The following is a 22,033-nucleotide window of genomic DNA, read 5'->3' as shown; positions in this document are numbered from 1 at the left end:
CCCTCCACCCGACGGCCACCGGTCCAGGTCGGTACGTCACCGATTCGCCGGGAGATGCCGCAGGCGCTCCGCCGCACATGTGGCCCGGGTCAGCACGACCCTGATCTCGGCCGCCCCCCGACCGCACTTGATCATGTAGAAAAGGAAAAGGTTTATCGACGCGACCGACAATGCGTACACGTACACGTCCCGCAGCGCGCCCTGATAGAGCGGGATGCCGATCACCCAGACGACCCCGGCGTAGAACAGGGAGCTGGGCGTCCATTCCGCGAAGGACGCCAACCCGGTGACGTTCGCGTCCGTCGGTGGGACGGTGCTCAGGCCCCGGCGGCGCGCGTCGGCGAGCGCGCGTCGCGCGAAGAGCAGCCCCGATCCGTTGGTCAACAGTGAGAACGTCTGCCCGATCGCACTGTTGATGGGCCAGAACCGGGGATCGTAAAGCACGATCGGCAGGACCAACGCGGCTCCGGTCACGGTTTGTACCCGCATGAACCACTGCGCGGCCACCGCGCGGGTGGTGAGCCCACCCGCTCGCCATCCGGCAACCAGCGGGTTCATGCCGGCGAAGATGTTCTGGTAGTACTTCGCCGAGACCATCGCGTAGGTGAGGCCGACCAGTAGAGCCGGCGCGTTCTCCGTCAGGTTGGGCATCTCGTAGCCCGGCGCCCGGAGTGAATCGAGGAAAGGGAAGTTGTCATCCGAGCCGCCAAGCGACCACTGCACCGCCTCTACCATGCGATTTCCCCAGGACCAGTCGAGCTGGCGGATGATCCAGATGGCGGTGATGGTGAATGTCACCGCCCAGGCCACCGAGGAGAGCCAGGACCATGCCAGCAGTCGGGCGGCGGCGAAGGTGGACGCCTGACCCGCGACACCCGGCTCCTCGCGACGGATGCGGTAGATGCGACGGAGCTGTCCGGGCACGCCGGCCAGCGGCCGGAAGAGTCCAAAGGTGAGCCGGGTCTGGAACAGGTTCCAGGTGCCCCGGACTATGTGGTTGTCGGTGGGTGGTATGCGCGCTGCCTCGGCGTCGAGTTCGGCGAGGAACGCCGTCCGCAGCTGGTCGTAGTGGGAACCGGATTCCGGGTTGACCGACCACGAAGAGGAGAAGACCAGCAGCCTGCGGTCGGATCGTTCGTCGATGAGGTCTTCGATGAAGCGGGCGAGTAGCGGCGCGTGCGCGTAGAACGCGTCCGGAACGATGTCGCCGGGTTCCCCGCCGCCGAACATGATCAGGAGCTTCCCGAGGGAGTACAGGTCGGACTTCTCCCCGACAGCTCCGTCGGCCTTCACCTCGGGGGCGACAAACCGTCCGTCCGGTCCCTCCAGCGCGCCGAACGTGTAGGTGTAGAGGTAGTTCGCGCCAATGTCGATCAAGCGGAAGACCGGACTGCCGTTTCGGTAGGTGACGATGATGTTCGATGGGGTCAGATCGCCGTGTCCCCGACGGAAGGCGTCCGGGATGTCGGCGTGGTTGAGCAGGCGGTCGAGTTCTGCCAACGCGAGCAGCACCGCGGTGCCGTAAGCGCGCAGGTCATCAAGGAGGACGTTCCGGTTGACCGCCGAGCCGCCAGGTCGGCTGTCCCGCCACCGGTCGACGCGCTCCCGCCACACCTCGTCCAACGGTCGTCCGTCGACGAAGTCCATCAGGATCCAGCTCTCCGCGCTCGCCCAGATCCGCACCAGATGCTCCGCGCGGCTTCCGACCAGGTCGTAGAGCCAGGCGTACGCCCTGGTCGTGCCCGCGATCCGCGGGATTCGCAGGTAGGGATAGAGAATCAACTTGAGCGCGAACGGACGACGCTGTCCCCCGCGTTGGTGGCCGGATCCCCGCAGGATCATCGAGGTGGTGCCGTGCTCGTGGAATTCCAGGGTGGCGAAGTCGATCCCCCCGGTCCACTCGGCGACGGCGAGGGCCTCGCCGTCCGCCGCCTCCGGGGTGGCCCCGGTTTCCGGTTGGTACAGCTCCCGGATCACCTCGCGCACCGGTTCCTGGCGAACGAGGTGTCCGCAGATGCCCGGGCAGTCGTGGCCGCCTGATCGACCAGGCCCCTCTCGATGTCCCGCCCCGGTCGGGGCGACACCGGTGCGGCGGTCGCTCGACTCGCTCAGCCCGGTCATGGTGATCAGGAGGAGAGCGAGGAGGCCTACCACCTGGCGCGAGAGTGACGGGGCATCATCGGAGGCCGGGCCGACGTACCTACCGCACGCTCCGGTCAGCCCGTTCACTGTCGCCTGCCAACTGCCAGGGCGGAAGCGGTCGTCGAAGGAGCGCCGGTCGAAGGGGATGTCTCTCAGTAACGACCGCCAGGCCGCCAGGTCGGCTGCGGTCAGCCGTGCGGGATCCGCCGACCGGGCCGGATTCTCCGGCAGCAGCAGCCGGACCAGGGAAGCAAGATCAGGTACCGCCGGCCGGGACAACTCCTCAACAACCTGGTCGAGCGTCAGCGACCCGGTCACGGACACGGATCCACGACGGTCAGCCGCGGCACCGAGTGCAGCCGGCCCTCGCGGAGCAGGGCGACCGGGCGCCCCTCAACCGCGCAGTACATCAGGGAGTAGGCCCGGCGGGCCGCACTGATCAATAGATGCGAACGCAGTTCATGCCGTTTGACCTCGGTGTCCTCCGGCAACGGTGCGAGATCCAGCACGTACGGCGGCGGGTGGTGGCCGCCGCGCCGGACGGCAAGGTCCAGTTGATCCCGGTGCCGCTGTCGGACGGATTCGAGATAGGCCGATCCGAGACCCTTCTTGATCCGCTCCAGGTACCGGTGGGTGTAGTGGTGCTGAACGCTGAGCCGGCCGGCAGATGGCCGCATCGGACGCGTACTCAACGAGAGGACGTGGGTGCAGTCGTCGAGCAGCGCCAACCGGAACGGCAGGGCGGTGACCACACCACCGTCAAGGGCCCGCCAGCCACGGAAGGTTGCCGTGCCGCGAACGGCGATCGGCAGCCAGGAGGAGGCGAGGAGCGCGGCTTTGAGATCAGCCCGATCCGTGAAATCGGATATCAGCCGGGTGCTGATCCCCTCGACATCGGTGATCGCGATATGCAGTCGGACCGGAGACGCCAGGACACGATCGTAGTTCAGCGGCTTGATGATCTCGACGACCTCGCCGAAGGCATAGTCGAGATCAAGAACGTTCCCGCCACGGAATGCCCTGGTGAAACTGATGAACCGGCGGGTCGTCAGATCGTCGTAGTAGATCGACACCGGATACCAGGTGCCTCCGGCGAGGAAGTAGGCGCTGTTGATGGAGCCGGATGAGCAGCCGTAGACGGCATCGAAGGCATAGCCGAAGCCCCGATCTTCGAGTGCGGCGAGCATTGCGGCGGAGACAACTCCCCGCATCCCGCCGCCCTCAACAGCGAGACCGACCTTGGCCGTGTCACCGTCGGCGCGTGAGCCGGGCCGACTGTTCGTCGCCCGCCGCTGACGAAGGATCTCGAGAACCGGATGTTTACTGTCCCACGGGCTTGCCCCATCCTCCACGAGGTCGAACTGCATCTGCGCGCTCCTCAACACGTCCTGGTCGGCGGTGCTGTGGCCGTGGGGCGGCAATCATCTCAACTGATCCAGTCGGCATCGCAACCGAGACTGTCGATGCTGCCATTCGATCAATGTCAGCGCAACCATCCCATTGATCGGGTCTGAAAATGGCAACAAACAATTCGCTGATCAATTGCACAGTGCGCAGATCCTCACTTTTCGACGGTAACGGCGACGGGTCCGGCCCCCGTGGTGCCGGACCCGTCGCGATCGTCAGCGGCCCGCGCAGAGCTCCTCGTCCACCAGGTCCAAGGTCCGCAGCGTCACCGTCTCGGACGGCTGGCCGGCGAGCTGGGTGCTCAGTGAGAAGACCACCGCCCGATCACCCCGATCGGTCACCCCGTTGGCGGTGCTCATCCCCGGCACGTCACCGCCGTGCCCCCAGAACCCGCCGCACTCCCCCGGCAACCACATCACCCCGAGGCCGTACCGTGATCCGGGCAGCAGCCCCTGGAACGTCTCGGCCAGCACGGTCTGGCGCAGCTGCGCCTGCTGGGCCGGGCGCAGCAGCCGACCCGACAGCAGGGCCTGCCAGAACCGGGTCAGGTCGGACGGGGTGGTGACCAGGTCCCCGGCGGTCCAGGCGGCGGTGGGGTTGAACTCGGTCACGTCGACGAGCGGCCCGTCCGGGACGTACTGCTGGTAGCCGCGGGCGTGCGGGCCGGGCAGGGTGGCCCGGTCGCCGGGGGTGGCGGTCTCCCGCAGCCCCAGCGGCCCGAGGATCCGCCGCTGCAACTGTCGGGCCCAACTCTCCCCGGTGACCCGCTCGATGATCATGCCGACCAGGATGTAGTTGGTGTTCGAGTAGTCCCAGCCCTGGCCGGGCGCGAACGACGGCGGGTGCCGCATCGCGATCGCCACCAGGTCGGCCGGGTCGTAGTGGTCGAACCGGTGCTCCTCGAACGCCTCCGGCGACGCCAGCGCCGGGAAGTCGTTGGTGTAGTTGAAGATGCCGCTGGTGTGCTGCAGCAGGTGGCGCAGCGTGATCCGGCGGCCGTCGTAGCCGTTGCCGGCCACCAGCCCGGGCAGCCAGCGGTCGACCGGGTCGGTCAGCCGCAGTCGCCCCTCCCCGACCAGTTGCAGCGCGATCACCGCCGCGAACGTCTTGGTGTTGCTGCCCATCCGGAAGTAGCCGTCGTTCGGCACCGGTGCGCCCGTGGTCAGGTCGCCGACGCCGGCCCGGGCGGCCCGGTAGCGGCGGCCGTCCGCCACCGCCCCCTGGACCCCGGTGACGCCCAGTTGGTGCAGTTCCGCCACGGCCGCCTGAAGGTGTCGCTGTCGGCCGTCGACGCCGGCCCAGGCCCGGGTGCCGCCGGGCACCAGCAACAGCGCGACGGCCAGCAGGGCGACGGCCACGAACCGGCCGGCCCGCGCGAGCATCGAGTTGTCAGACATGCCATCGACGGTAGGAAAATCCGGCGCCCCGAACCATGGCGGCACCTCGACACTCCATGGTGGTGCTGGCACTACCCCCCGCGGCGCGGCGTCAGCGCCAGCCGTACCCGGCGCGCAGCGCCTGCGCGATCCGGTCGAAGCGGGTCCGGTCCAGCACCGCGCCCTCGCGCCGGATGCTGTCCTCCCGCATCGTCAGGACCCGGTCGAGGCGGACCCAGCTCGGCCGGTTCTCCCGGTCCCACTCCCCCGGCCCGAGTCCGAACCAGTGCCGCTGGCCCTGCCGCTCGCCCTGGCTGGAGAGCATCAGACCGAACAGGGTACGGCTGGAGCGCCCGACCACCAGCACCGGTCGGTCCTTGCCCTGCCGCGGGTCGTCCTCGTACGCCACCCAGGTCCAGACGATTTCGCCGGGATCGGCCTGCCCGTCCGGCTCCGGCGCGTACGAGAGCTGCCGGCGCTGCAGGGCCGCCACCTGCCGCCGCCGGGCGACCTGCGCGGGGCTGGGCCGCTGGGTCGGGATACCGGCCGGGGTGCGTCGGGTCAGCCGGCCGACCTTGGCCGCCATGTCCCGGAGAAGATTCGCCACGGCCGGCACCCTACCCCGATTCGACGCCGATGATCACGGGACGGTTCGCAGGGTTCAGGTGGACCACTGTCCATGCTAGAAAGGACAGACACGCTACCGCTACGGGGAGGTAACTGTGCGTCGATTTTTCCTGCCATCATTGCGCTCGTCGGCCCGCTGGCCGCTGGCCGTCGCGCTACTGGCCGCCGCCGCCCTGGCCCTCGGTGACCCGCACCCCGCCGAGGCGAATCCGAACTGTCCGCAGGGCGCCATCCTGAACGTCGTCGCCCACCAGGACGACGACCTGCTCTTCCTCAGCCCGGACCTGATCCACGACATCCAGGCCAACCGCTGCGTCCGGACCGTCTTCGTCACCGCGGGCGACGCGGGCCGGGACGCGACCTACTGGGAAGGCCGGGAGAACGGCGCCAAGGCGGCGTACGCCCAGATGGCCGGCGTCGCGAACAGCTGGACCACCGCCGACGCCGGCATCGCCGGCCGGACCATCCCGGTGGCGACCCTGGTCGGCAAGCCGACCGTGTCGTTGGCCTTCCTGCGGCTGCCGGACGGCTACCCCGGCGGTTCGGGCCACCCCGACACCGGTTGGCAGAGCCTGCAGAAGCTCTGGCTCGACGACGTGGCGATGGACTCGCTGGGCACCGGCACGTCCACCTACACCCGCACTGGCCTGATCAACACGCTGGCCGCTCTGATGTCCGCGTACCAGCCGACCGAGGTCAACACCCAGGACCACGCCGGCAGTTTCGGCGACGGCGACCACAGCGACCACCACGCCACCGCCTACTTCGCACAGGCCGCCGAGCAGGCGTACGCGGGATCGCCGACCTTCGTGGGCTACCACGACTACAAAATCAAGAACTACCCGGTGAACCTCGGGTCGGCCGACATCACCGCCAAGCAGAACGCCTTCTTCACCTACGGCTGGTACGACGACGGCGCCTGCACCGGGCTGCCCTGCTCCGGCCACGACTACCCGGCGTTCCTGCAGCGGCAGTACCAGGTCCTCGGCCCCAACCTGGCGCGGACCGCCACCGCCACGGCGAACAACCAGGACGCCGGCACCGGCCAGCTCGCGGCCAAGGCGATCGACGGAGTGGTCTCCGGCTGGCCGGACGACTCCACCCGCGAGTGGGCGACCGTGTCCGGCGGGGCGAACAGCACCCTCACCCTCACCTGGTCCAGCCCGCGGCAGATCCGCCGGGTCGTGCTCTATGACCGCCCCAACCCGTACGACCAGGTCACCGGCGCGCAGGTCCGGCTCAGTGACGGCACCGTGAGCACCGTGGGCGCGCTGGAGAACGGCGGCGGACCGATCGAGATCATTTATCCCGCCACGAAGACCGTGACCAGCATCGAGTTCACGGTCACCGCCGTCAGCGGTTCCACCGCCAACGTCGGCCTCGCCGAGATCGAGGTCTTCAACAACACCGGCCCCTGAGCCGGCGACTCGACGAGCGGGGCGGCGGCCGCGAAAACGGGCCGCCGCCCCACCCGTCGATCGCTACCATGCTGCCAATGTCCGAGGACTTCGTGCGCTACCGCTCGCCGGAGGAGGACAGCGGCCGGTGGGCCGGCTTCCCGTTCCGCCCCGGCGACATCGTCATCAGCACCCGCTCCAAGAGCGGCACCACCTGGCTGCAGATGATCTGCGCCCTGCTGGTCTTCCGGAGCCCGACCCTGCCGGCCCCGCTGGCCGAACTGTCCCCCTGGCTGGACTGGCTGCTGCTGCCCCGCGACCAGGTCTACGCCCAGCTCGAAACCCAGTCGCACCGCCGCTTCATCAAGACCCACACCCCACTCGACGGCCTGCCGCTCGATCCCCGGGCCAGCTACCTGGTGGGTGCCCGGCACCCGCTGGACATGGCGGTCTCCCTCTACCACCAGGGCGCCAACCTCGACCGGGACCGGATCCGTCAACTCAGCGGTCAGCCCGAGCCGACGCAGCCACCCCGCCCACGGCCGCCGCTGCGGGACTGGCTGCTCTCCTGGATCCACCAGAACGCCGACCCGCGCGCCGAGCTGGACTCGCTGGCCGGGGTGATGTGGCACCTGAGCGATGCCTGGCGCCGCCGGCACGAACCCAACGTGCTGCTGGTGCACTACGACGACCTCTCCACCGACCTGCCCGGCCAGATGCGCCGGCTCGCCGCCCGGCTGGACATCACCGTGCCGGACGAACAGTGGCCGACCCTGGTCGAGGCGGCCACCTTCGACCGGATGCGCGCCCGCGCCGGCGAGCTGGCCCCCGACCCGCAGGGGGTGCTCAAGAGCCCCGAGGCTTTCTTCCGCCGGGGGCGGTCGGGTGGTGGTCGTACCCTGCTCTCCGACGCCGAACTGGCCGACTACCTGGCCGTCACCGCGGCGCTCGCCCCGCCGGACCTACTCACCTGGCTCCACCGCGACAGCCCCGCAGTGGACGACCGGCCGGCCTGAGCTGACCCCCGCTGGATCCCTACGGCCTGGTCCGGCACGGCAGCGGCCGCAACCCGGCGATGGCCTGATCCGGCCACGCAGGCCCGCCGGGCCGGTGCGGCGGCGACCATGGGACGGGTGCGCCGTGGTCGGTGCCGGGAGGGGATCAGATGGGTTATTGGCATCGATCGATCCCGCAGCCCTCGCTCGCGGCGCGGGCCCGCGATCCGTTGGCCGTCGCGATCGGCAACGCGTCGCTGCTCGGCGCCGGCTATCTGCTACTGGGTCGGCGGCCGCTCGCCGCGGTCACCGGGCTGGTCACCGTCGCGCTCGTGACGTTCCACACCGCGGTCGCCCGCTCGGTGTGGTCGGAGACCGTCGTGCTGCTCTGGTGGGCGGCGCTGGTCGGGCACGGCTACCTCCTGGCGGACGGGCGCGTCTGCGGGCAGCGGTCACCGGTACGCGGACAGCGGCTGGTCGCGCTCGGGGTCGCCGTCCCGGTGCTGCTGGCCGTGGGGCTGCTGCGCCTCGACGCCGCCGGGATCGAAGGGGCCGTCACCGACGCCCGCCGCAGTGGCGACTGCGCGCGGGCGCTCACCGCCCTGGACCGCGTGCGGCCCGAACACCGGGTGGTCGACGCTGCGCTGACCGTCCGCGGCGAGCGGACCGGCGATGCGTGCCGGCGGTTGCAGCTGGGCGGGGCCAACCTCACCGCGGCGTTGACCGGCAACACCCTCGCACTGCAGGCCGGCTTCGACGTGCTCGCCGGCGTCCTGGCCGAGCTGCCCGGCCACGAGCAGATGGTCGACGCGGTCCTCGGCGGCTTCCTGGAGCGCCTGCCCAAGGCGGAACCGTGCGCGCTCGCCGCGCTCACCGACTGGCTGCGGCAGCGGCCGCCGGACGGCAGCGTGCTGGACCGGTCGGCCGACGTGGTCGCGCCGACCGCGCCCGCCGCGCTCACCGGCTGCGGGGACGAGCTGATGGCCGCCGCGGACTGGACGCAGGCGCGCGGCCGCTACCAGCAGCTGCTCGACCAGTATCCGGGCGACGCGCTGACGGCGACCGCGTCGGCCGGCGTCGAACGGGCCACCGTCGCCATCGAGCTGGCCACCGTGCGGAGCCTTCTGCAGGGGCCGACCAGCACCCAGCCCGAGTACTGCTCCTCGCCGGCGCGGTACCGCGCCGCCGCGCCGTACCGTAAGGGCAGCAACCGCGCGATGATCTTCGGCAACGACGAGTACGCCAACCGGCTGCCGGCCTCGTGGCGGGCCACCGACGCCGCCCAGGCCGTCCTGGTGGTCTGCGCGGGCGAGGAGAGCCACGGCGCCGCCGTCCGAACCTGCCCCTACGAGAACAAGAGATTCCCGGAGTTCCCCACCTACGTCACCTTCCACAAGGTGGCGATCCCGGTGCAGGTCTACGAGCTGCGGACCGGAAAGCTCGTCGCCGACACCAAGGTGCAGATCGGCGGCGCCAGCTGCCCGCGGGTCCTCCACTACACGACGTACTACACCGACTTCGGCCCGCCGGCGGACGTGTACGTCGCCGCCTCCGACGCCGACGTCCGCGCCGGCTTCCGCGCGCTGCTCAACCGCTGATCCACGCGGTCCCCAACGGCACAAAACCGATGGGGTACGCCGGCAGCCGGGTGTTACCGTACCGGCTGCCGTAGGGAGGAATCGTGCCGAAGCTCAACCAGATCATCGCGGTGGAGAAGGGCGTCAAGAGCAAGTCCTTTGCGGACCTGACCGAGGCCCATCACGCGCTGCAGAAGACCGCCCCGCTGTCGGGAATCTCGCGGACCTACCAGCCGAAGGACGAGGAGGGCGAGCAGTTGCCGCCCGAGTCGACCCGGGTGCAGATCCACGGCGAGGAGATCCTGCGGCAGGTCTCGACCACCCTGACCCGGCTCTTCGACGTGACCGCCACCAAGGACTGGGCCAACTGTGTGGCCCGCGCCGACGTGGTGGTCGACGGGCGCACCATCGTGGCCGACGTGCCGGTCTCGTACCTGCTGTTCCTGGAGAAGCAGCTCGTCGACCTGCACACGTTCGTGAAGAAGCTGCCGGTGCTGGACGCCGCCGAGTCGTGGCTGCGGGACGACTCCACCGACAGTTGGCGGACCGAGCCGGTGCGGACCATCCGGACCCGGAAGGTGCCCCGCAACCACGTCAAGGCGGAGGCGACCGAGAAGCACCCGGCCCAGGTGGAGGTCTACTACGAGGACGTGCCGGTCGGCTACTGGACGACGGTGAAGTTCTCCGGCGCGCTGCCGGCGAAGCGGGTCAACGAGATCCTGGACCGGGTGGTCGAGCTGCAGACGGCGGTCAAGTTCGCCCGGGAGGAGGCGAACAACACCGAGGTCACCGACCAGCGGGTCGGCGCGGCGGTGTTCGGCTACCTGTTCGGGTAGCCGTCACGAGTTCCCCCGTGGAGCGCGGGGGTGCGCCTCGTGCGCAAAGTTGAGGCTGAAGCCGAAGCTGACGAAACGTGGTCCCAGTGCGGGTTCGATCCCCGCCCCCGGCACCCGGGCCGGGGTAGCCCAACTGGCAGAGGCAGCCACGATCAAGCTCAGATTCTCGCTCCAACCTCAGCATTCACCATCGAACACCGGGTCGAACGGGACCGGACGATGACGCCGGATGCTGGTTCAAGTCCAGCTCGCCGCTCCACCATGCGGCGGTAGTTTAATGGAAAAACCCGACGTCCTGACGAATGATCCGCGCCCTTAAACGTGCCGGTGTGTGCAATTCGGTGGTACCCGGAGGCCCGGGGACTGGACATGTCCCCGGGCCTCGCCATCTCGTGGGCCTGCCAACAACCGCGCGGCCCCGCCGGGTTCTACGACCAGCGCGCCAGCGCCGTCACCGTCCCCGGCTGCACATCCGTCAGGCCGGCATCGGTGACCGTCACCTGCGCCCGTGCCCGCAGCGACCGCCAACGCTCCGCCGCCGGATGCTCCACCCGGACGGCGAAACCGGCGGCGGCCCAGACGGCTCGCCGGTCATCCGGCATCGTCATCCAGGCGATCTGTGCCGCGTGCCCGGCCGCCGCGGCCGCCTTGCCCGTCGACAGCACCGGCTCCGGCGTGATCGACACCACGACCGGACCGGCCGGCTCCGCGTCGATCGCCGAATGTCGGGCCGTGGGCTCATCGGCCAGGTCGAGCCCCTGCAGCTGAAGCTTGGCGAGCTGGTGGGGCACCGCGTCCAGCGAGGTCGGGACCACCGCGCGGACCTGGGCACCGGCATGGTTCACCGTCACACCCGGCAGCTCCTGCACCCGCTCCCACGCCGCGCCCTTGGCCCGGCGGGCATGCTTCCGGATCCGGCCGGCCAGCCACCGCGTGACCTCGCCACCCCACGACCCGCCCGGCCGGCACCGCTCGTCCGCCACCAGCCGCACGACCGCCCGCGCCGCCGCCTCGCACACCGGGGTGTGTCCGGGTGGCGCGGCGCGGTCCAACCTGATGACGAGCTGCATACACCACGGGGCCTCGCCCTCAGGGTCGGCATGGCCCGACAATGCTGGCTGCGGCAACCGGTTCACAGCCACCATCCTGTCGGCGGCGTCAACGCATTTCGCCTATCCGGCAGCCCGCTGGTCCCGGGGCAGCAGGCTCAGCGCCGATGGTCCCCATCCGGTCGGGTCGTCGCCACGGGGCACCATCGCCAGCGCCTGCCAGCGCAGCAGGATGTCCAGCCACCTCGATTCGGCCGAAGTCAGCGGGCGGACGGACTGGTAGCCGGCGAGGAACTCCGCGCGTACCCCGGCCGGGACCGGCCCCCAGTCGTGGTACCGGGTGCCGAGCAGGACCGCCGCACGGGCCAGCTCGACGAGCGGGTGGTCGTGCCGGGCTTCCTCGAAGTCGATGACCGCGGCGACCTCGCCGCCAGCACACAGGACGTTGGCGGAGCGGAAGTCGAAGTGGACGAGTTGCGGCGGGACCCGGCCGGCCGGCGCGTCGGCGACCAGTACGCGCAGCGTGGTGCGGGCCGCCTCCGGCAGGTGATCGGCTTGGGAGTCGAGCCAGTCGGTGACCCGGGCCGGCAGCGGCGCAGCCGCGGCGTCGTGGGCCGGAATCCGTTCGGCGTCCGGGTACGCCCTCAGCGCGCCCTGCAGCCGGGCCAGCACCACACCGGCCGCCCGGACCTGGCGGAGATCGGCGGTGTCGAGCAGGTCGCCGACGATCTCGCGCTGCACGCCGATCGAGACACCGCCGACCTCGACCTGAAGGCGACCGTCCCGCGCGGGAACCTGCGCGGAAACGGGCAGCCCTTGGCCGTGCAGCCAGCTCGTGAGACACGCCGTCTGCGCCAGCAGCGGAAAGCGCCAGGGCAGCACCGACCACTTCACGAGCAGCCGGCCGGACGGCGTGGCCACCCACGCCAGCGCGTTGCCCGCGCTCATCACGATCCGCTCGCAGGCGTCCGCCCGAACGTCCCAGAACTCGTCCAGCACGGCGATCACCCAGCGGCCGGCAGACTCCGCGTCGCTGAAGCCGAACCTTCCGTCGAGCACTTCGTGGGGGTCCTGTGCCTCCCACAGCATCTCCAGCACCGGCGCACGCGATTCGACCATGCGGCGTATCCCATCACAGCACCGGCGGGACCGGCCGCACCCGTCCGCTCCGGCTTGGGGCGGGATGGCGAGCGGGAACGTGGGCGGATCCGGGCCAGCGATCACTTCGGAGTGGTCGCGGATCTGGAGCCGCCCGGGTGACGGTTGCCGGACAGGGCGTGCCGGCGGAGCATCGACGCGCTGCGGTGCCGGGTGCCCTAGTAGTAGTTGTCGATCGGCCGGCGGGCCTCGTCGAAGAGCGCCGGTCCCTCGTACCGCACCGGCGGAAGTGCCGGGGTGGGCGGCTTGACCTCCTCGAACTGTTCGGCCGACAGGGCGTACACCACCCGGCCGAGGCCGGACCGGGCGATCGCGGTCGCGCACATCGGGCAGGGTTCGCAACTGGTGAACATGGTGGTCGCGGCGGCCACCTCGGGGGCGAGTTCCCGGGCGGCCCAGCGGGCCAGCTTCAGCTCCGGATGGGCGGTGATGTCCGAGTCGGAGACCACCGTGTTGTGGTCCTCGATCAGGACGACGCCGTCCGGGCCGACCAGCAGCGAGCCGAACGGCCGTTCGCCGGACGCCCCGGCCCGGTTCGCGATCTCCACCGCCCGGCGGAGGAACTGCTCGTCATCGGACATCATGGGTCCTCCAGGATCTCTGGTTCGCAACCAGCCAGCTGACCGCTGGCGAGAGGGCGGCCCGCAAATCACTGCCGTTCGCTGCGGCGCGTTCCCTAAGGTCTGTCGTATGAGGGTCACGCTGCGCGCGCTGACGGACGAGGATGTCGAGGCCCACAACGCCGGCGAGGACGAACACACGGTTCGCTGGCTGACCGGAGGTTACGGCACCGTCGGCTCGACGACCGCCCATTTCCACAGGCTTGCCGAAAATGCTCGGGCTGGGTTCGGCAAGCGGGGCTTCGGAGTGTGCCTCGATGGTCGTCTCGCCGGGTACGTCGACTGTGATCCCGAGGTCGGCGATGGCCTCGAACCCGGAGATGTCAACATCAGCTACGCCGTCCACCCGTGGGCTCGCGGGCGTGGTGTCGCGGGGGAAGCCGTCCGCCTCATCTGCGAGTACCTGCACGCGCACCGGATCGGTAGGCGGGCCGCCATCCGGGTCGTCGCGGACAATCATGCGTCCGTCCGGGTGGCCGAGAAGAGTGGCTTCACCTACGTCCACGACGTCGTATCCGGCGCTGAAGACCGGCACGGGAGCACCCCGGTCACCATGCGACTCTACGTACGCGACCTGTGAGTGTTGGGCTGGACATCTCGCTTCATGGCAGCGGCAGTTTCATTCCTTCATGACTGGCGACGAATCCGAGCCGCTCGTAGAAGCGGTGTGCGTCCACTCGGGACTTGTCGGTGGTGAGTTGGACCAGTCCGCAGCCGCGCCGACGCGCCTGCGCTATCACCCACTTGCCCAGCACGTCATCAGCGAGGAGCGCCACGATCGCAGGCAGGTCGGCGCGCACCGCTTCCCGGAAGATCACGTTGCAAGGGTACGACGCGTCAACGCGAGCCGAGGTGACGGTGCAGGAAGGTCGCGGTCGCGTCGGCGGCTCGGCTGACGTACGGTTCCACGTCGTAGAGGTCGATGTGCCGTTCGGCGTCGAGCCAGCAGATCTCCTTCGGTCCTGGCACCTCGGCGTGAAGCGCCTCGGCGAGGTCCGGTGCGCAGTAGTCATCCCGCCGGCCGTGGACGACAAGCAGCGGGGTGGCGACGAGCAGCGGCGCCGCGGCCAGGGCGTCGAAGGTCATGAGCGCGTGCAGCGAGCCGTAGGTGACCCGGTTCTCCCAGTGCGCGGCCGCGGATCGTGGGGTGCCGTAGTAGTCGAAGGGTTCGTCGCCGCCCATCGCTGCCGTACCGCCGTCGGGGGCGACCGCCGGCAGTTCATCGTCGTACCGCTCGATGAAGGAGGTGAGCGCCCGGCGGTAGCCGTCGGCGTCGCTCGCGCAGAAGCGGACCGGGCTGTTGTAGGCACCCGCGATGCCCACCACCGCGCGGATCCTCGGATCGGCGGCGGCGGCGCGCACCGCGTAGCCGCCGCCGAGGCAGATCCCGACCGCGGCCACCCGGGCGGGGTCCACCGCCGGGTGGGCGGTGAGCATGCCTACCGCCGCGCGCAGGTCGGCCAGTTTGCCCTGGCTGTCCTCGTGCGCGCGGCGCCCGCCGCTCTCACCGAAGCCGCGGTGGTCGAAGGCGAGCGTGGTCAGGCCGCGCTCGTGGAGCCGGGCGGCGTAGGTGCCGACGACCTGCTCCTTGACGCCGGTGAACGGCCCGGTGAGCACCACGGCGGGCGCGCCATCGGGGGCCAGGGCCAGGTTTCCGACAAGCGTGACGCCGTCGGCGTCGAACGTGACGCGCTCGGTGCTCACGCCACCACCGCCTCGGCGGCGGCGTACGTATGGATGTGGTACTCGGACATGTCGGTGGTGTTCCCTTCGGCGTCTACTGTTGGCTCGACGCTAGGGCGCCCGGCGCTTGCCGGACAGAAGGCACTTTGCGGTGCCCTTCGACGAGCTCGAGCGGCGCCGTCCGATCCTCGGGAGTTGCTCATGTCGCTTGTCGTTCCGGATGTGCTCGAAGAGAGCTGCACGACGCGGCAGGCGCTGGAGCGGCTCGCCTCGAAATGGCGGGTCCTGCTCATCTACGCGCTGCTCGCCGGCCCCCAGCGGCACGCCGAGTTACGTCGACGCGTCGCTGGGATCACCCAGAAGGTCCTGACCGAGACGCTGCGCGACATGGAGCGCGACGGGTTGGTGGAGCGACGCGTGATCAAGGAGACACCGCCACAGCACGTCGAGTACGGGTTGACCGCCCTCGGCAAGACGCTGCAGGAGCCACTCGCGGCCATCTGTGACTGGGCGACGAAGAACAACGCCGCCTGACCCGGTCGGGACAGTGCGGCGAGGCAGGGTCGGGTACCTTCCACCCCCATGTCTTCTCTCAGGATCCGCTTGGCGGCGGGCGCGGCCGCACTTATCGTCGCCGCGTCCGTCGGCGCTTCGATACCCTCGCCCGTGCTGGCCGCGGGACCGCAGCTGTCGATGTCCTACAACATGTCAGGTGATGTCGACAACGGCGGCCGGCAGTTCGGGGTCTACGCCTACAACTGGGGCGACGAGCCGGCCAGTGACGTGACGACGACGTACGACGCCAGCGGTCTGCGCGACGTCGAGATCAGCGTGCCCCGCTGGGTCGACGACTGCCAACTCGACGGCAAGATCGTCACGTGCCACTTTCCGGTCCTGGCCGCGGAGCAGACGAGCTCATTCCAGGCGTTCGAGCTGACCAGCAGGCAGCAGTCCACGCCGGGCCCGGCCGGGACGGTCAAGGGCACGATTCGCGGGTTCGGTCCCGACGGCGCCGAATACACCGGCAGCGGTGACCTGGACGTCACGATCATCGCCAGTGGCCCCGATCTGGTCGCGTTCGCCGAGGACATCAACAGCGCGGACGACCCCGTCGGCGGCGGCGACGTGCGTCCGGTGGTGGCCGGCATCTACAACGACGGCGACACACCCACCGGCGACTGGTACGTGCAGATCTGGGTGCCCACGGGCGGCGGCATCGTCGAGCAGTACTCGGACTGCGAGTACCGGGACTGGTGGCCGGGCGAGCATCCCCCCGGTTACGTGTACGGCCCCAGCGTCGTCACCTGCCCGGCGCCTGCGGACCTGGACCCGCTCGGGGTCGGCGAAGGGCTCGTCTTCGTCGACGAGTCCGGCGAGTCGCTCTTCCACGTCGCGTTCGGCAAGAACCTGCGCGGCCCCGAGGAGACGGGCGGAAGCGTCCAGGTCGGCCTCGTCGACGACCTCAGGGCCGAACGGGCGCCGCAGCGGCTGACCCGGAAGGGCTCGTCGGACAAGACGTTCGCGGAGGCGGTCGCCGGGCTGGCGCCGACCACCCGGGCGGCCAGCCGGCGGGAGGGCAACACCGAGAACAACTGGGCGGAATTCGCCGTCTGGACCAAACCCAACAAGCATGATTTCGCGGTCACCGCAGGGCCGGTCAGCGGCAACATCGGCGACATCGTCGAGATCCCGTACACGGTGATCAACAACGGTCCGTCCGACGGCAGCGCCGGTTGGACGTTCACGGCACCGACCGGCACGCTGTTCGTCGACGACGGTGATCACGAGAACGGGCCGTGGTGCTACTTCAACGACGAGGACGGCCGCCCGGTCGAGGAACTGCCCGTGGTCAGTTGCAGCACCGAGGGCGAGTTCCCGGCCAAGGCATCCGGCTACCAGGGCGTCCAGGAGAAGATCAAGCTCCGGATCGTCTCCACCCCGGGTGACGACGGCACCCTGCGGGTCCGGCCGTACGGGGAAAACGCCGAGTCCAACCCGGCCAACGACGAGGTCAAGCTGGTCGTCACGGTCGGCGGCAGCGGTGGTGGTCTCCCGATCACCGGCGTCAACGCGGCGCTCGTCGGCGCGGTCGGCGGTGGTGTGGTGGCGGTCGGCGCGGCGCTGTTCCTCCTCGCCAGGCGACGCCGGATAGTCATCGTCAGCGAATAGCAGCGAGCACGCCAAGGCCCGGGGACCGACTCGTCCCCGGGCCTTGGCGGTGACGATCTGTCCCGTCTTGGCGATGCCGGCGACGATCGCCGTGTGGTTGCGGCTGATGGCGCGCGGCGCCTCCAACCCACGTGGGCGCGCTTTTCAGCAAGCCCGGCGCCCGCGACCGGGCGGCCGTGATCGTCTTCGCGTACGACGCCGGCCTGGTCCGACCAGGCGGGTCTGGCGCACTTTGAACCGCAGGTGTGGTGCCCGTAGCCCTGCTGGGTGCCTATGCACCGGGCTCTCAGAGATCGTCGGGCAGGACCCGGAACGCCGGATGACTGCTCAATGGACGGATCGCCCGGAAGTCCCGCCGGTCCAGCGTCAGGACTGCATCCGTCTCGTACCGCTCGGCGAGCACGACGTTCACGGCGTCCGCGAGATCCAAGCGCAGGGCCGCGTACCGGGACTGGACCGTGCGGGCCCTGCGCAGCGCGGTCGCGGTCACCTCCGGGACCAGGACCCGCTGGTTCCGTTCCTGCCCCAGCAGCCAGTCCTGCACGGCGTGTGCTGCCTTGCGGTCCACGTTGCGCGTGATGATGTGCTCGAGCTCCCCGAACACCAGCGGTGAGATCACCGTCGCCGACGCCTCGGCGAAAGCCTTTCGCGCGGCGGCGTGCTCGGGATCGTCGATGTTGAACGCGGCCACCAGCCCGGAGGTGTCCCCAACAAGGATCATGCAGCGCGGCCGGGCGAGCCGTACTTGCGGTCTTCGGCCTCCGCCACCGCCGCCCGCACATCGTCATCGCTCACCGGCCCGCCGAACCCGATCTCCGGGATGTCCCACTCCCCCGACCAACGACGCGCCCGCAGCGCCGCGATGTGGAACGCCTCCCGGAAGTACTCCGACTCCGGACGCCCCTCCCGAGCGGCGGCCTCCTTGATGACCCTCAGATCATCCTCGTCGACCATCACTGTCGTCTTTCTCAGCGCCATATGGTTATGGTACCTCCACCACCGGCGCAGCCGGCTTCATCAGGGCCGGGACCAGGCCGCCCGGACGATATGGCTGCGGCGGACGACTGGGTTGTACGGACCGTACCTTCACGCGACGATCAGCGGGTCAGCGTGGGCGACACCGTCGGAGTGCTCGACCGATCGGGATAGCCGTTACCGGTCGTGGCCCGCGCGCAGCCAGGCGATGTAGTCGGCGGCGGCGCGCTCGGCGTCGTACGAGGGTAGGTAGCCGGTGTCGTCGTGCAGCCGGGTGATGTCGAGCCAGGATGCCGGGGCGGCGGACCCGCGCGACGGCAGGGACAGGTCGGCGGACGGAACCACGGTCCGGATGGCGGTGACGATGTCGGCGTTCGAGGTGGCCCGGCCCGAGGCCACGTTGTACGTACGGTGGTTGAGCTTGTCGGCCAGGTGCAGCAGGGCGATCGCCCGCCCGGTGTCCTTGACGTAGCACAGGTCGAGGGCGTCCTCGGCGTACGGGGGCCGGGCCTGCGACGACAGGTCGGGCTCGGTGCCGCGGGCGGCGGCGTGGGCGAGCGCGGGCGCCGGGAAGAACGGGTCCTCGTGACCGCCCGGCCCCCAGGTCCCGGAGATCCGGTAGTTGACGACGTCGAGCCCGGCCGCCGACGCCAGCCAGTCGTCAAGCAGTTCGCCGATTTTCTTGAAGGTCGGGATGACGTGGACCGAGTCCATCGACAGCGGCAGGTCCTCCGTCAGCGGACCGTCCCCGGAGACGCCGTGGTAGACGCCGATGGTGCTGGCGACGCCGACTCGCCGTACGCCCCACTCCTGAGCGACCTGGAAGACGTTGAGCAGGCCGCCGAGCGCCATGCGGGCGCCGGGGATCGGCTCGTCGGCGCCGACCGGCCAGGGCATGGAGCCCGCCAGGTGCACGATCCCGGTGATCTTATGGCGGGCGCCGAGGCCGAGCAGGGCCGGCATGTCGGCGACGTCGGCCCGCTCGATCGCGACCCGGGCGTCGGCGAGCACGGGTGGCAGCCCGGTGGCGCGGCGCTGCACGAGTACGCACTCCTCGCCCTGGTCCAGCAGCGCCCGCACCGTGTGCGACCCGATGAAACCGGTACCTCCGGTGACCAGGACAGCCATGGCGTGTCTCCTCCGAGATAAACGGAACGTTGTTCCACAACAATACGGAACGACGTTCCGCATCGTCAACCCGAGCCACGGCTCCGACGCTTGACGGGGGTCTGATGATGGTGACCTCCGCCCCGAATCGAGGTACCCGATGCCGAGCAGCACTGCCGACAAGATCGACTTCCGAAGGACCCTCGACGCCTACCGAGCACAACGAGGGCGGTTCAGGATCGTCGACGTGCCGGACATGCGGTACCTCATGGCCGACGGCCACGGCGACCCCAACACCTCGCCCGCCTTCGCCGAGACGATCGAGGCGCTCTATCCGGTGGCGTACAAGATCAAGTTCGCCAGCAAGCGGGAGCTCGGGCGCGACTACGTCGTACCGCCGCTGGAAGGGCTGTGGTGGGCCGAGGACATGGACTCCTTCACCACCGCGCGGGACAAGTCACGGTGGAACTGGACCCTGATGCTCATGGTCCCGGACTGGATCGAGCCAGCCATGGTCACCACCGCCATCGAGCAGGCCCGGGCGAAGAACCAACCGGCCCGACTCGACGCCGTCCGTCTCCAGACGCTCTCCGAAGGACGGTGCGCGCAGACCCTGCACGTCGGCTCCTTCGACGACGAGGCCGAGGTCCTCGCGCGTTTGCACCACGACTTCATCCCCGGCCACGACCTGCGCCCGACCGGCACCCACCACGAAATCTACCTCAGCGACTTCCGCCGGGTTCCACCCGACAAACGCCGCACCATCCTCCGCCAACCGGTCACCAACGACGGTGTCGGGATCGCGCACCGCACCTCAGGAGCACCGACCGACGGTGCGGCACCGCGCGCTCGCCGGTCGTCGGACCGGACGACCACGCGGTGGCCACCACCGACTCTGCCGCCGGGCCGGTCGGCTAGAGCCAGTCGCCGTAGTGGGTACCGCTGCTGGTGACCGCGACCGCCCGGCTGTAGTAGGCGGACGAGTACATCCGCGACCAGCCGGTGTTGCCGCGCCAGGTCACGTACTGGCGGACGTTGCCCGCGGTCAGCCTGGTCTCCAGGTGGGCGCCGAAGGACGCCACGTTGCCCGAGACGTAGGTGGCACGTACCCACACCGCCCGGCAGGTCGGAGAGTACCGGTGCTCGACCCGGTACCCCATGTAGGTCCACTCGTCGAAGTTGGCGGCACCGGCCGAACAGCCGGTCGCCTGCGGGTCCTGGTAGTTGCAGGAGTTGCCGGAGCAGGTTGCCAGGGTGCCCTCCGCTGCACCCTGTGACGGCGCCGCCGAGGCGGGACCGGCGCTCAGCACGCCGGCGACCAGGACGATCGCGAGGGCCAGCAGCCGTAGGCCACTCTTCGACAGAGTCGATGAGCGGCTCGCCGCCCAGGTTTGCATGCGCATCTCTTCGTACCTCTCTGGACGTGTCGTCGCGAATGCGATTCATCCGCGGGCCGGACGGTGGCCGACGCGGCTGTCCCGCCGCCGGCTCGTGTCCGCCTCCAGGCTCGCCCCACCTCGCCCCTGGGGGCGAGGCCTTTCGACGGAGCCGCAAAGCCCACGGTCGACGGCGGTCCCGTCGTTCCCGCTCGGTCCCGTCGTGGCCGAGCGGGGCCTCTCTTGGCCGTCGCGAGCGAGCGATCCGCCGCACGGGTGGCCGATCCGGCGCACGGGTGGCCGGTCCGTCGCGGGTGGCCGGTCCGTCGCGGGTGGCCGGTCCGTCGCGGGTGGCCGGTCCGTCGCGGGTGGTCGGCAGACCCGAGCCACGCCCGCGAGGCCGACGCGTCGTATCCCCGACCGAGGACGGCGGTCGATCGGCTTGCGGAGGATCGCCAGCCCGGACCAGGCTGATGAGCGACGGTCAGGGGGAGGCCCGAGATGATCCGAATCCATTTCACCGAGCGCGACCTGGTCCGTCTCCGGCTGGCGGGCGGTCCGGACCCGATGTGGGAGACGCTGCTCAGCCTGCACCTGTTGCAGAACCGGACCGGCGGGCCGATCTTTCAGCAGTGGCGGAACACGGTACGGCGACGGCTGTCCCCGCCCCTGCGACCGCTGCTCGAACTGGCCCCGCCGTACGGGTACTCGCCGGACTTCCTCACCCCGACGGCCGGTGCCGACGGAGTGGACGCCGGGATCGAGGCGCTGCTCGCCACCCCTCGGCAGCGGCTCCGCACCGACCTGCGCCAACTCGCCGCGTACCGCCCGCTGTCCAGTTGGACCCGGTCGCTGGCCGACGGTGAGCGCGAGAGCCTGCGCCTGCTTGCCACGGCGGTACGCGAATACCACCGCATCGCGGTGGCCCCGTACGCGAGCCGGATCCAGGCCGCGACCGACGCCGAGCGGCTCGCCCGGATCCGGGTGCTGGCAGCGACCGGCATCGAGGGAATGATCAGTTCGCTCCATCCCGACCTGCGGTGGCGACCACCCGTGCTGGAGGTGCACGGTTTCCGGGTCACCCGGGACGTCCACCTCGACGGGCGGGGACTGAGCCTGATCCCGTCGTTCTTCTGCTGGGAGCAACCGACCCTGCTGCGCGAACCCGACCTGCCACCCGTGCTGGTGTATCCGGTGGCGGATCGGCTCGGCCCCTTGGGGGCGACGGCGACCGGGCCGGCCGGTTCACCCGACGCGCCGCTGGTCGCTCTGCTCGGGCCGACCAGGGCGGCCGTGCTGGAGGCGGTCGACGCGGGCTGCACCACCACCGAGTTGGCGCAACGGGTCGGGGTGTCGATCGCCTCGGCCAGTCGGCACGCGAGCGTACTGCGCAACGCGGGCCTGATCAGCACCCGGCGCCTCGGCGGTTCGGTTATGCACAGTCTGCGCCCGCTCGGCGCGGAGATCCTCGGCACCGCGCGCACCGATGCCACGCTGGATGGCCTTTCCCACTAGTGGCGTCACCGCCAATGCGCCGCG

Annotated in this window: 21 protein-coding genes and 1 pseudogene; 9 read left to right on the top strand and 13 right to left on the bottom strand. The window is 70.2% G+C overall.

What is annotated here, in order from left to right:
* Positions 1 to 36 precede the first annotated feature (36 nt).
* From O7627_RS09990 to O7627_RS09975, 4 genes are all read right to left on the bottom strand, one after another.
* Entirely contained in the window at positions 37 to 2,460 is a 2,424-nt protein-coding gene (locus O7627_RS09990) for a hypothetical protein (protein ID WP_278093211.1), read from the bottom strand.
* Positions 2,457 to 3,509, bottom strand: coding sequence for a patatin-like phospholipase family protein (locus O7627_RS09985; RefSeq protein ID WP_278093210.1), 1,053 nt, complete (start codon positions 3,507 to 3,509; stop codon positions 2,457 to 2,459). Before O7627_RS09985 ends, O7627_RS09990 begins: the two co-directional genes overlap by 4 nt.
* 255 nt (positions 3,510 to 3,764) lie before the next feature.
* A complete protein-coding gene (locus O7627_RS09980; protein WP_278093209.1) occupies positions 3,765 to 4,946 on the bottom strand; it encodes a serine hydrolase domain-containing protein in 1,182 nt (393 codons plus the stop codon).
* A 91-nt stretch (positions 4,947 to 5,037) separates the two neighbouring features.
* The gene (locus O7627_RS09975; RefSeq protein WP_278093208.1) at positions 5,038 to 5,532 is read right to left on the bottom strand and encodes a type II toxin-antitoxin system PemK/MazF family toxin; all 495 of its coding nucleotides are present in this window, start codon (positions 5,530 to 5,532) and stop codon (positions 5,038 to 5,040) included.
* A 115-nt stretch (positions 5,533 to 5,647) separates the two neighbouring features.
* On the opposite strand from O7627_RS09975, the gene O7627_RS09970 reads away from it, so the two are divergent.
* From O7627_RS09970 to O7627_RS09955, 4 genes are all read left to right on the top strand, one after another.
* Positions 5,648 to 6,970 carry a PIG-L family deacetylase gene (locus O7627_RS09970; protein ID WP_278093207.1) on the top strand — a complete coding sequence of 441 codons (1,323 nt, stop codon included), beginning with the start codon at positions 5,648 to 5,650 and terminating at the stop codon, positions 6,968 to 6,970.
* 77 nt (positions 6,971 to 7,047) lie between these two features.
* Entirely contained in the window at positions 7,048 to 7,965 is a 918-nt protein-coding gene (locus O7627_RS09965; RefSeq protein ID WP_278093206.1) for a sulfotransferase domain-containing protein, read from the top strand.
* A 149-nt stretch (positions 7,966 to 8,114) separates the two neighbouring features.
* Positions 8,115 to 9,542, top strand: a complete 1,428-nt coding sequence (locus O7627_RS09960) for a hypothetical protein (RefSeq protein WP_278093205.1) — start codon at positions 8,115 to 8,117, stop codon at positions 9,540 to 9,542.
* Between the two features lie 83 nt (positions 9,543 to 9,625).
* Complete coding sequence (locus O7627_RS09955; protein WP_278093204.1) at positions 9,626 to 10,357, top strand: hypothetical protein; 732 nt, start codon at positions 9,626 to 9,628, stop codon at positions 10,355 to 10,357.
* 428 nt (positions 10,358 to 10,785) lie between these two features.
* Here O7627_RS09955 and O7627_RS09950 read toward each other — a convergent pair whose 3' ends face one another.
* The 3 genes from O7627_RS09950 to O7627_RS09940 form a co-directional block, all read right to left on the bottom strand.
* Entirely contained in the window at positions 10,786 to 11,427 is a 642-nt protein-coding gene (locus tag O7627_RS09950) for a hypothetical protein (protein ID WP_278093203.1), read from the bottom strand.
* 102 nt (positions 11,428 to 11,529) lie between these two features.
* The gene (locus O7627_RS09945) at positions 11,530 to 12,525 is read right to left on the bottom strand and encodes a phosphotransferase (protein ID WP_278093202.1); all 996 of its coding nucleotides are present in this window, start codon (positions 12,523 to 12,525) and stop codon (positions 11,530 to 11,532) included.
* Between the two features lie 197 nt (positions 12,526 to 12,722).
* Positions 12,723 to 13,148, bottom strand: coding sequence for a nucleoside deaminase (locus tag O7627_RS09940; protein WP_278093201.1), 426 nt, complete (start codon positions 13,146 to 13,148; stop codon positions 12,723 to 12,725).
* 106 nt (positions 13,149 to 13,254) lie between these two features.
* Between O7627_RS09940 and O7627_RS09935 the strand changes: the two genes are divergently transcribed.
* The gene (locus O7627_RS09935; protein WP_278093200.1) at positions 13,255 to 13,764 is read left to right on the top strand and encodes a GNAT family N-acetyltransferase; all 510 of its coding nucleotides are present in this window, start codon (positions 13,255 to 13,257) and stop codon (positions 13,762 to 13,764) included.
* A 22-nt stretch (positions 13,765 to 13,786) separates the two neighbouring features.
* On the opposite strand, the gene O7627_RS09930 is transcribed toward O7627_RS09935, so the two are convergent.
* Both O7627_RS09930 and O7627_RS09925 read right to left on the bottom strand, forming a co-directional pair.
* Complete coding sequence (locus tag O7627_RS09930) at positions 13,787 to 14,002, bottom strand: GNAT family N-acetyltransferase (protein WP_278093199.1); 216 nt, start codon at positions 14,000 to 14,002, stop codon at positions 13,787 to 13,789.
* Between the two features lie 19 nt (positions 14,003 to 14,021).
* Positions 14,022 to 14,888: an alpha/beta hydrolase gene (locus tag O7627_RS09925; protein WP_278093198.1), complete on the bottom strand. Its 867-nt coding sequence runs from the start codon at positions 14,886 to 14,888 to the stop codon at positions 14,022 to 14,024.
* A gap of 180 nt (positions 14,889 to 15,068) precedes the next feature.
* Here O7627_RS09925 and O7627_RS09920 point away from each other — a divergent pair, with 180 nt between their 5' ends.
* Together O7627_RS09920 and O7627_RS09915 are read left to right on the top strand one after the other, a co-directional pair.
* Entirely contained in the window at positions 15,069 to 15,401 is a 333-nt protein-coding gene (locus O7627_RS09920) for a helix-turn-helix domain-containing protein (protein ID WP_278093197.1), read from the top strand.
* Positions 15,402 to 15,449: 48 nt separating this feature from the next.
* Positions 15,450 to 17,036 carry a hypothetical protein gene (locus O7627_RS09915; protein WP_278093196.1) on the top strand — a complete coding sequence of 529 codons (1,587 nt, stop codon included), beginning with the start codon at positions 15,450 to 15,452 and terminating at the stop codon, positions 17,034 to 17,036.
* A 286-nt stretch (positions 17,037 to 17,322) separates the two neighbouring features.
* Here the strand turns inward: O7627_RS09915 and O7627_RS09910 are convergent, their stop codons facing one another.
* The 3 genes from O7627_RS09910 to O7627_RS09900 all read right to left on the bottom strand — a co-directional run bounded on the left by O7627_RS09910 (position 17,323) and on the right by O7627_RS09900 (position 19,139).
* A complete protein-coding gene (locus O7627_RS09910) occupies positions 17,323 to 17,757 on the bottom strand; it encodes a PIN domain-containing protein (protein WP_278093195.1) in 435 nt (144 codons plus the stop codon).
* On the bottom strand, positions 17,754 to 18,014 hold the full coding sequence (locus O7627_RS09905) for a ribbon-helix-helix protein, CopG family (protein ID WP_278093194.1): 261 nt from the start codon (positions 18,012 to 18,014) through the stop codon (positions 17,754 to 17,756). The genes O7627_RS09910 and O7627_RS09905 overlap by 4 nt, the downstream gene beginning before the upstream one ends.
* 174 nt (positions 18,015 to 18,188) lie before the next feature.
* On the bottom strand, positions 18,189 to 19,139 hold the full coding sequence (locus tag O7627_RS09900; RefSeq protein WP_278093193.1) for an NAD(P)-dependent oxidoreductase: 951 nt from the start codon (positions 19,137 to 19,139) through the stop codon (positions 18,189 to 18,191).
* Between the two features lie 139 nt (positions 19,140 to 19,278).
* On the opposite strand from O7627_RS09900, the pseudogene O7627_RS09895 reads away from it, so the two are divergent.
* Positions 19,279 to 19,908 (top strand): annotated as a pseudogene (locus tag O7627_RS09895) (GyrI-like domain-containing protein); the annotation flags it as partial.
* 124 nt (positions 19,909 to 20,032) lie between these two features.
* On the opposite strand, the gene O7627_RS09890 reads toward O7627_RS09895, so the two are convergent.
* Positions 20,033 to 20,521, bottom strand: coding sequence for a DUF2690 domain-containing protein (locus O7627_RS09890; RefSeq protein WP_278093192.1), 489 nt, complete (start codon positions 20,519 to 20,521; stop codon positions 20,033 to 20,035).
* 474 nt (positions 20,522 to 20,995) lie between these two features.
* On the opposite strand from O7627_RS09890, the gene O7627_RS09885 reads away from it, so the two are divergent.
* Positions 20,996 to 22,009 (top strand): winged helix-turn-helix domain-containing protein, encoded by a 1,014-nt coding sequence (locus tag O7627_RS09885; RefSeq protein WP_278093191.1) that lies wholly within the window; start codon positions 20,996 to 20,998, stop codon positions 22,007 to 22,009.
* The last annotated feature ends 24 nt before the right edge of the window (positions 22,010 to 22,033 follow it).

It is taken from the genome of Solwaraspora sp. WMMD1047, from assembly GCF_029626155.1.
Taxonomy (GTDB): Bacteria; Actinomycetota; Actinomycetes; order Mycobacteriales; family Micromonosporaceae; genus WMMD1047.
This window is presented reverse-complemented; position numbering and strand designations above follow the sequence as displayed.

Bases quoted from the DNA above. Each gene is read 5' to 3' on its own strand.
- O7627_RS09950 (WP_278093203.1), bottom strand. From the start codon at position 11,427: ATGCAGCTCGTCATCAGGTTGGACCGCGCCGCGCCACCCGGACACACC.
- O7627_RS09935 (WP_278093200.1), top strand. From the start codon at position 13,255: ATGAGGGTCACGCTGCGCGCGCTGACGGACGAGGATGTCGAGGCCCAC.
- O7627_RS09985 (WP_278093210.1), bottom strand. From the start codon at position 3,509: ATGCAGTTCGACCTCGTGGAGGATGGGGCAAGCCCGTGGGACAGTAAA.
- O7627_RS09890 (WP_278093192.1), bottom strand. From the start codon at position 20,521: ATGCGCATGCAAACCTGGGCGGCGAGCCGCTCATCGACTCTGTCGAAG.
- O7627_RS09910 (WP_278093195.1), bottom strand. From the start codon at position 17,757: ATGATCCTTGTTGGGGACACCTCCGGGCTGGTGGCCGCGTTCAACATC.
- O7627_RS09965 (WP_278093206.1), top strand. From the start codon at position 7,048: ATGTCCGAGGACTTCGTGCGCTACCGCTCGCCGGAGGAGGACAGCGGC.
- O7627_RS09960 (WP_278093205.1), top strand. From the start codon at position 8,115: ATGGGTTATTGGCATCGATCGATCCCGCAGCCCTCGCTCGCGGCGCGG.
- O7627_RS09920 (WP_278093197.1), top strand. From the start codon at position 15,069: ATGTCGCTTGTCGTTCCGGATGTGCTCGAAGAGAGCTGCACGACGCGG.
- O7627_RS09885 (WP_278093191.1), top strand. From the start codon at position 20,996: ATGATCCGAATCCATTTCACCGAGCGCGACCTGGTCCGTCTCCGGCTG.
- O7627_RS09945 (WP_278093202.1), bottom strand. From the start codon at position 12,525: ATGGTCGAATCGCGTGCGCCGGTGCTGGAGATGCTGTGGGAGGCACAG.
- O7627_RS09940 (WP_278093201.1), bottom strand. From the start codon at position 13,148: ATGATGTCCGATGACGAGCAGTTCCTCCGCCGGGCGGTGGAGATCGCG.
- O7627_RS09980 (WP_278093209.1), bottom strand. From the start codon at position 4,946: ATGTCTGACAACTCGATGCTCGCGCGGGCCGGCCGGTTCGTGGCCGTC.
- O7627_RS09905 (WP_278093194.1), bottom strand. From the start codon at position 18,014: ATGGCGCTGAGAAAGACGACAGTGATGGTCGACGAGGATGATCTGAGG.
- O7627_RS09900 (WP_278093193.1), bottom strand. From the start codon at position 19,139: ATGGCTGTCCTGGTCACCGGAGGTACCGGTTTCATCGGGTCGCACACG.
- O7627_RS09915 (WP_278093196.1), top strand. From the start codon at position 15,450: ATGTCTTCTCTCAGGATCCGCTTGGCGGCGGGCGCGGCCGCACTTATC.